7 protein-coding genes are annotated in these 8,477 nt (G+C 46.0%); all 7 read left to right on the top strand.

The window, feature by feature from the left end; all coding sequences use genetic code 11:
• The first annotated feature begins 251 nt into the window (after positions 1–251).
• Positions 252–1,193 (top strand): homogentisate phytyltransferase, encoded by a 942-nt coding sequence (locus IM475_RS20160; RefSeq protein ID WP_287728908.1) that lies wholly within the window; start codon positions 252–254, stop codon positions 1,191–1,193.
• Positions 1,190–3,439, top strand: coding sequence for a hypothetical protein (locus IM475_RS20155; protein WP_287728906.1), 2,250 nt, complete (start codon positions 1,190–1,192; stop codon positions 3,437–3,439). The genes IM475_RS20160 and IM475_RS20155 overlap by 4 nt, the downstream gene beginning before the upstream one ends.
• A 164-nt stretch (positions 3,440–3,603) precedes the next feature.
• Positions 3,604–3,972, top strand: coding sequence for a 2Fe-2S iron-sulfur cluster-binding protein (locus IM475_RS20150; RefSeq protein ID WP_287659046.1), 369 nt, complete (start codon positions 3,604–3,606; stop codon positions 3,970–3,972).
• 14 nt (positions 3,973–3,986) lie between these two features.
• Positions 3,987–4,808 carry an inositol monophosphatase family protein gene (locus IM475_RS20145; protein WP_287728905.1) on the top strand — a complete coding sequence of 274 codons (822 nt, stop codon included), beginning with the start codon at positions 3,987–3,989 and terminating at the stop codon, positions 4,806–4,808.
• 53 nt (positions 4,809–4,861) lie between these two features.
• Positions 4,862–5,800, top strand: a complete 939-nt coding sequence (locus IM475_RS20140; RefSeq protein WP_287728903.1) for a J domain-containing protein — start codon at positions 4,862–4,864, stop codon at positions 5,798–5,800.
• A 38-nt stretch (positions 5,801–5,838) separates the two neighbouring features.
• A complete protein-coding gene (locus tag IM475_RS20135) occupies positions 5,839–7,056 on the top strand; it encodes an ATP phosphoribosyltransferase regulatory subunit (RefSeq protein ID WP_287728902.1) in 1,218 nt (405 codons plus the stop codon).
• A gap of 522 nt (positions 7,057–7,578) precedes the next feature.
• Positions 7,579–8,477 (top strand): ELWxxDGT repeat protein (locus IM475_RS20130; protein ID WP_353737465.1); only part of this gene is annotated, 899 nt, incomplete at its 3' end.

Raw genomic sequence — 8,477 nt, 5'->3', positions numbered from 1 at the left:
ATGCTTCGCCCCTACAGGACGCGGAACCATGAAGACGCAAGGTTTTGAAGCACGATTCTCTCAGAATCTTGCACCTGTTTCGGGAGAAAAGCCACAAAACCTCTACCTTGCCTACATTTCACATTTATTCAGCAAACCCTAAATAGACCATTTAATTGATTATTATTCATTCCCAATTCTCCTGACTACCGACTACTGACGACCGACCCCTCACCAACCACGACAATTTTTGATTTTTAGCAAGAGGTCCGATGAATCAAGCTCCTTTTCTTCCAGTTAACCATCCCCAGCCTAACTTTCTTGACCGGTTAGGGAGTCTCTGGAAATTTTCTCGTCCCCATACGATTATCGGCACTTCCTTAAGTGTTTTAAGTCTTTATTTAATTGCTTTAGGCAATATTAACGATTTTTTTAGCCATTGGCCAGTTTTATTGCTCACTTGGGTCGCTTGTCTTGCGGGTAATGTCTATATCGTCGGTTTAAATCAGTTAGAAGACATCGACATCGATAAAATCAATAAACCCCAGCTTCCCCTAGCCAAGGGCGAATTTTCTCGGTTAACAGGACGGTTGATCGTAGGTTTTACCGGTATTTTAGCAATTATAATGGCTTTTATCGGTGGTTTTTGGCTGTTAATCACCGTGGGGATTAGTTTACTTATCGGCACTGCTTATTCCTTGCCTCCAGTGCGTTTAAAACGCTTTCCCCTCTGGGCAGCCTTCTGTATTTTTACCGTCCGGGGTGTCATCGTCAATTTAGGTCTTTTTCGCCACTACAACACAGTTATTAATCAAAATCAGTCTATCTATCCCTCGATCTGGGTTTTAACAGCTTTTGTTCTTGTTTTCACCGTTGCAATCGCTATTTTCAAGGATGTTCCAGACCTAGACGGCGATCGCATTTACCAAATTACCACTTTTACCCTCCTTCTCGGACCAGAAAAAATCTTAACAATTTCCTTATTGACAATTTCTCTATGTTATGCTGGTATGATTGCAGTCGGTCTCTTGGGGATAAACGGAATTAATTCTTCTCTGGCCATTGTCGCCCATCTGCTCCTACTTCTTCTTCTTTGGTGGCGTAGTCGCGGAGTAAATTTAGAAGATAAAAGCGAAATCAGCCAATTCTACCAATTTATTTGGAAATTATTCTTCCTAGAATACCTGATATTTCCCCTTGCTTGTTTACTATGAAAATATCTCCTTTTTTAGCGGCGATTCCCTTACTTTTGCTAGGTGGTACAAGCGCACCTAGTCAGGAAACCATCGAGCCGCAATTATTAACCGGCAACCTTCGTTTAACCCTGAAACATGGTGTTTGGAAACTGTGGCAAGATAAACCCGTTTATCAAGATATTACCCTAGATCTAAGCTGCGATCGATCTGTTTGTCAGCCGTCGGTGTGGGGATACGCACCGAAATTCAATAAAGAAGTGGATCACCAAGGTACGGTAAAAACGATTAAATTAGACAATGCTTGGCGATTACAGGTGAAAATAAACATTCAAACTCACCCTTGGCAAGCGGAAGTCAGGGAAGCTATCTATAATATCGAAATTGTCCCCCACCAAGACCAACTTATCGGCAGTTATCAAGGCACTTTAGGGGGAAGAAGACTACAAAACAAAGTTAATGGCACAATTTCCCCTTTGTGGCCTAATCCTGTCCCTAATCACCAACCCCTGCAACCGCGAGAACATCCCCGTTTAATCTTTCGCAAGTCAGAATTAACTAATCTCAGAGAAAAAGCGAAAACTCCTATCGGTCAAGCTATTATCGCCCAATTAAACAACAGTTTACAAGAAAAAATTTATTACGATGGTTATGTGCCTAATGGTGGTTATCATGCCACAGGTCATTGTTTTTTAGCAATTTTAAATCAAGATAGAAAATCAGCAGAAACTGCCTGGGAAATTCTCGAAAAAACCCGAAAAAATCGGGGAAGGAGAGTCTTAGAACAATCTCCAATTGTCGCCGGAGTCGCTCTCGCCTACGATCTTTGTTATGATTTTTGGGAAGAAAATCGCCAACGGGAAATTACTGGCTGGTTATTCAGTGAAAGTAAAAAACTTCTCAAAGGCGATTCACCCAAAAATGGCTGGAATGGAGACACAGTTAGTAACTGGAATGCGCGGGCCAGAGGTGCGGCAGGATTAGCCAGTTTAGCGATTCTCAAGGAGGATTTACCGCCCGATCCTCTCTATTATCCCTCGGCACAGGTGGAAATGGCCAAACGTCACATCGAACGCTATTTTATCACAGCTATCGGCGATCAAGGATTTGGCACGGAAGGAGATTTATACACCACCGAACCCATGGTTCTCGCTGTTTTTCCTTTTCTGCAAGGGTATCGAAATAGTCTCGGATTAGACTTAGTAACTGGTTCCTCGGCAGCCCAATTAATCCCCCATTATTTAACCAGAATTGTCCCTAAAAATGGTCAATTATTGATTCCTGCTTATGGCAGACATCAGATGTTTGTAGGAGTGTCTTTATTAACTATCGGATTGGGAATTACCGATAAATCATGGCTACCAGCAATAAAATGGCGATTACAAGGTCAAGAAAAACAACTTTTTCACCCCCATTATCCCCATATTGCTCCTTTTCTCCTCGCTGCTTATCCATCTAATCTTACTCCAGAAAATCCCGCTCGCCAACTTTCCAGGGTTTTAGTTGATCAACAAAAGGGATTTTATGCTTTTCGTAATCAGTGGCAAAATGAAGAGGATTTTGTCGCTAGTATCTATCTCAAACAGCAACCTTTTGTGGGGGGATGGTCTTTTCCCGATGTCGCTAGTGTGAGAATTTGGGGATTAGGAGGACATTGGGCGAGTTTTGAGGGGTCAGAAGGTGACTGGAACTCGGAAAATACGGTTATTTTCCCGAAAACCACGCCTTGGAGCCAAGCAAAACCGATGGCTTTTCAATCCAGTCCCGATGGTTCGGGAGTAATTACGTTAAAAACTGATAAAATCATGGTTAGAGGAGCTAATCCACCAGCAGGAGTGGCTCTAGTTCGTTCTTTCGCCGTCGATTACAGTCTATCCTCTGGTTCTCCTGGATTATTCGTCTTGATGGATAAATTATTAGGTAAAGTCGATGAACCAGAATTTATTAATAAAACTTGGGTGATGAATACACAGGGAAATGTCACCCTCGGAAAAAATAGTTTTACTATCACTCAAAATGGGGCAAATATGCAGGGAACTTTTATCACTCCCGTGACTTTAAAAGTAGAGAAAACTAATACAGGTGAGCGCATTTTAGCCACGGGTAGCGAGGAGTTTTTTCTGGTGATGACCGTGCAGAAAAGTCGTCCCCCGGCAGTTAAAATTATCGGCAAGGGATTAGATGCGATCGTGCAAATTGGCTCCCAGGAAATCTCAATTATCGACGGTGCAGTTAGATTAAAAGAGATAAAGTTTCAAGAGCCATAAAAATTGACAAATGACCCAAGAAAAGTTAACAGTTGTCAAGGATAATTGTAAAGATGATGACTATTTGAGCAATTATTGATGATATAATCGAGACTGCTGACCAAAATAGACCCTAAATTTAGAACTATCTAGAATTGCATCTATAATTTCTGGCTAACTAAACTATGACTAAATATCATCAAATCACCGTTCACAATCGTCAGACCGGCGAAAAATTTGTCACCACCGTTCCAGGGGATAACTATATACTGCACAGTCTGGAAAAACAGGGCTATCAATTACCCTTTTCCTGTCGCAATGGAGCTTGTACCAGCTGCGCGGTCAGGGTATTGTCAGGAGATATCCACCAACCAGAAGCGATCGGACTATCGCCGGAATTAAAAGCCAGAGGTTATGCTTTACTTTGTGTCAGTTATGCCCGTGGCGATCTGGAAGTGGCCACCCAGGACGAAGATGAAGTCTATGAATTGCAATTCGGTCGCTTTTTTGCCCGTGGGAAAGTGCGTTTTGGTTTACCCTTAGATGAAGAATAGATTCGGGATTAATCGTGCTAGATACCAGCAGCCAATTAGAAAAATACCTAGACATTGCCAGTGAAGCCGCCCTAGCAGCGGGAACAATTATCCTCGATAATTGGGGCAAAATCGAGACAATAGAAGAAAAAGGGCGATCGGGCGATTTAGTGACAGAAATAGATCGTCGAGCAGAAACAGAAATTCTCAAAATTATTGGCCGTCACTTTCCCAAACACGGGATTTTAGCGGAAGAATCGGGAAAACTGCCAGGGACCGATAGCGACTATCTCTGGGCGATCGATCCTCTCGACGGAACCACCAACTATGCCCACGGTTATCCCGTATCCGTCGTCTCCATCGGACTACTGATCGCAGGGAAAGCAGCAGTGGGAGTCATCTATAATCCCTTTAGAAAGGAACTATTTCGGGCAGCCCAGGGTTTGGGGTCCACTCTGAACCGTCGTCCCATCCATGTCTCCCGGACCAGTGAACTAGAAAAAAGTTTACTGGTGACGGGTTTTGCCTACGATCGCTGTCAAACCTCCGATAATAATTATGCCGAATTCTGTTATCTGACTCATCTGACCCAAGGGGTACGCCGCAGCGGTTCCGCTGCCAAAGACTTAACCGATGTGGCCTGTGGGCGCTTAGATGGTTATTGGGAACGAGGAATTAATCCCTGGGATCTGGCCGCAGGAGTTATTCTGATCGAAGAAGCTGGGGGTAAAATTACCGCCTACGATGAGAGTCCTTTTCTGATAGAAACGGGGCGAATCCTGGCTACTAACGGACAGATTCACACCCCCTTAAGCCAAGCTCTGCAAAAAGCGGCCTCTTGGAGCTTTCAGTTTTAATTCTTTTAATATTTATTACGATTATCATTTCGATTAAAGTTAGGATACTCTCTATGACTTTTCCAATTTCCCAGGGATTATTTCAATATGATTTAATCGATCATTTCGCTATTTTAGGAGTCTCGATCGATGCCGAACAGGAGGAGATTCGCGAGCGTTACTTAAAAATCGCCTATAAACTCCATCCCGATACCTGTCGCACTCACACCCCCGATGAAAAGAAACTGGCTAATCAGTTACTTTCAAAATTAGTTAACCCCGCCTACGAACATCTGGGCCGCGACCCATCTCGCGAAGAATTTCGGCTGGTTTTAGCACAAATGGGCAAGTCAATGGGGAGAGATTTGAGTAAAATCACCATCAGTAGCGAACCAGCTAGAAAACTAGCCCAATCTAGCGCTAACTACGAATTAGCCTATCAAAAAATCCTGCAATCTTTGGCGATCGATCAATATACAGCCCTGGAAAATACCTATCAGAAAATCGGCCAACTCAGTGAACTCAATCTGGTTTATCTGATCTTAACCGAAGGTCGGGGCAACAAGAAAACCAGCCCGAAAGTCTTTATCTCCCAGAGCAATACTAACCAGTCCGAGTTAGTTAAAGCAGCTTTCACCACGTCAGCTCGGACTAAAAGCAAGGAATCGCCACTAGAAGCCTATATTCGCCGCGCCCAAGCCTCTCTTGACGAAAATAACCCCGCCCAAGCTTTGCGAGAATTGCGCGATGCCCTGCGGCAAGAACCGGATAATGGCATCTGTCACGCCCTGATCGGTTTAGCCTACCTGCGACAAAATCAACTGTCCATGGCCCGGGTTCATATCAACCGGGCCTGGAAAACCAGCCCCCAAGATGCGACGGTGATTAAGTGCAAACGGGAACTAGATAAAGTAGTTAATTCTAAGATTGAAATGCCAGACCAGAAAGAACAAAAAGAGGAAGGAGAGCGCAAGGGCGGTTTTTGGTCTCGATTTGGTGGTAAAAAGAAATAGGACTGACCAGTGCCACCGATTTTGATTAGCAAACTCCCATGATTCATCAACCCCCGGCGGGGACAAGGGATTTATTACCCCTAGAAGTTACCCAAAAAGGCTGGATTAACGATCGCCTTCAGTCTGTCTTTCAACGTTGGGGCTATCAAAGGATCGTCACCTCCACCATTGAATGGCTCGATACCCTCACCGCAGGCGGTACGATCGATCCCAGCACCGTGATCCAACTCCACGGGGATAGTCAAGGACTATCGGGATTACGCCCTGAATTAACCGCTTCCATTGCCCGCAGTGCCGTCACCCGCATGAGTGGGGAGTCCTATCCCCAACGTCTCTGTTATCGGGCTAACGTTTTTCGTCGCCCTAGCGCCAGTTATCACGGTCGTCAAGTGGAATTCTATCAAGCGGGGGTAGAACTGCTCTTTTCTGGCGGTTTACTAGCTGATGCCGAGATTTTACTGCTCCTGGCCGACTGTTTCGATAGTTTGGCCGTCCCTAACTGGCAGATTATTTTAGGAGAAGCGGGTTTGACTCGTTCGCTACTTTCTCCCTTTCCAGATCCCTTACGCGAACAGGTGAAACGCTGTTTAGCCCTCCTCGACTACGTTAGCCTCGAAAATCTTCCCTATCCTAACGAAATCCTCCGGCAGCAAGCCCGACAATTATTTCACCTGCGCGGTAATCCTCACGATGTCCTCGCACAAGTGGCAGTATTAGCCCAGGAAGAATCAGCCCAAAAAGCCGTTAATAACCTTAAATCCCTAGTAGAGCTGCTTAATGCCGATCGCTCTAGTCCTTTCCCCCTAATTCTCGATTTAAGTCTGATTCAAACCTTTGATTACTACACCGGCATCGTTTTTAAAGCGGTTAGTGATCACCAGCAAAATCTCAGTATTTTAGGCCAGGGCGGACGCTATGATCAATTATTGGGCGTTTTTCATCCCCAGGGCCAATCGGCTCCGGGTATCGGTTTTTCCCTAAATATCGAAGAACTGCACGAAAGTCTATTATCAGGGCAGACTTTACCCACTCAAGCTCCCCCCCTCGACTGGTTGCTTATCCCTTTGGGTAATAACGCCCAGATAGCGACTTTTAGTAAGGCTCGCTCCCTTCGCACCGGTGATCCGAATCTGAGGGTGGCGATCGATTTAGGGGGTCGCAGCGAGGCACAAATTCGCACCTATGCCCGCGATCGGATGATTAAAAATCTCGCCTGGGTGCAAGAAGATGGTTCCGTGAGGGAAGAATCTCTCTAAAAGGGGTCAAAAGCGGCGAAAATACTACCTTCTGCCCGCTGCTATAGGACTCTATCTAGGGTTTGCGGCAAAAAGTACGGGCGAAGCATTCGGGCAATAACCTATCGGTGAAACCGTAGATTTTTTATCCGAATGCTTCGCCCCTACAGGACGCAGGCCGATAAAGACGCAAGGTTTTGAAGCACGATTCTCTCAAAATCTTGCACCTGTTTCGCGAGAATAGACCTCGTTTCCACACATAAACCAGAAGAGCCGTTCAAAAAACTTTATAAATAATATTGATTGGTTTGTTTATAATAACCCCCATTAATACCCACTGAAACCATAATAAATCATAAGTAAAAATCAATGTTAATAATCGATTCTAATCTATACCAGAGGTGAACGTGGGTTGGGTTGAAGAATGAAACCCAACGCTGACGGCGATGATTGAGCCGCTTCTTGGCATGGTAATGACTAGGGCCGTCCCAAGTGCGGGAAACGGCGATTTTAAAATTTTCACCCTTTATTCAGGAAAAAGTCATGTCAACCCCTTTTTTAGTCAGAGATATCCGCCCCGGTTCTTCTAACTCCTTCTCCTCCTCTCTAACGGCAGTGGGTAACACCCTGTACTTCACTGCCAATGACGGCGTTAACGGTTGGGAATTGTGGAAAAGCGACGGCACGGCGGCCGGCACGGTTCTGGTCAAAGATATCCGCCCCGGTTACTCTAGCTCCGCCCCCGGCGCTCTAACGGTAGTGGGTAGTACCCTGTTCTTTCGGGCCAATGACGGCGTTAACGGTTATGAATTATGGAAGAGCGACGGCACGGCGGCTGGTACAGTTTTGGTCAAGGATATCCGCCCCGGTTTCTATAACCCCTTTATCTACAACAATACTCTAACGGCGGTGGGCAGTACCCTGTACTTCCAGGCCCAGGACGGGGTTAACGGTGGGGAATTATGGAAAAGCGACGGCACGGCGGCCGGTACGGTTCTGGTCAGAGACATCCGCCCCGGTTCCTCTAGCTCCTACCCCCGCAATCTAACAGCAGTAGGTAATACCCTGTACTTCTCGGCCAATGACGGCGTGAACGGTGAGGAATTGTGGAAGAGCGACGGCACGGCGGCCGGTACGGTTCTGGTCAGAGATATCCGCCCTGGTTCCTCTAGCTCCGACTCCCGCAATCTAACGGCAGTGGGTAATACCCTGTACTTCATTGCCGATAACGGCGTAAACGGTTGGGAATTGTGGAAAAGCGACGGCACGGCGGCCGGCACGGTTCTGGTCAAAGATATCCGCCCCGGTTACTCTAGCTCCGCCCCCCGCAATCTAACGGCAGTGGGTAACACCCTGTTCTTCGCTGCTTTTGACAGCGTAAACGGTGAGGAATTGTGGAAGAGTGACGGCACGGCAGCCGGTACGGTTCTGGTCAGAGATAT

This window comes from Microcystis sp. M061S2 (assembly GCF_020245605.1).
Lineage (GTDB): Bacteria > Cyanobacteriota > Cyanobacteriia > Cyanobacteriales > Microcystaceae > Microcystis.
The sequence above is the reverse complement of the archived record's forward strand: the minus strand, read 5'-3'. Positions and strand labels throughout refer to the sequence as shown.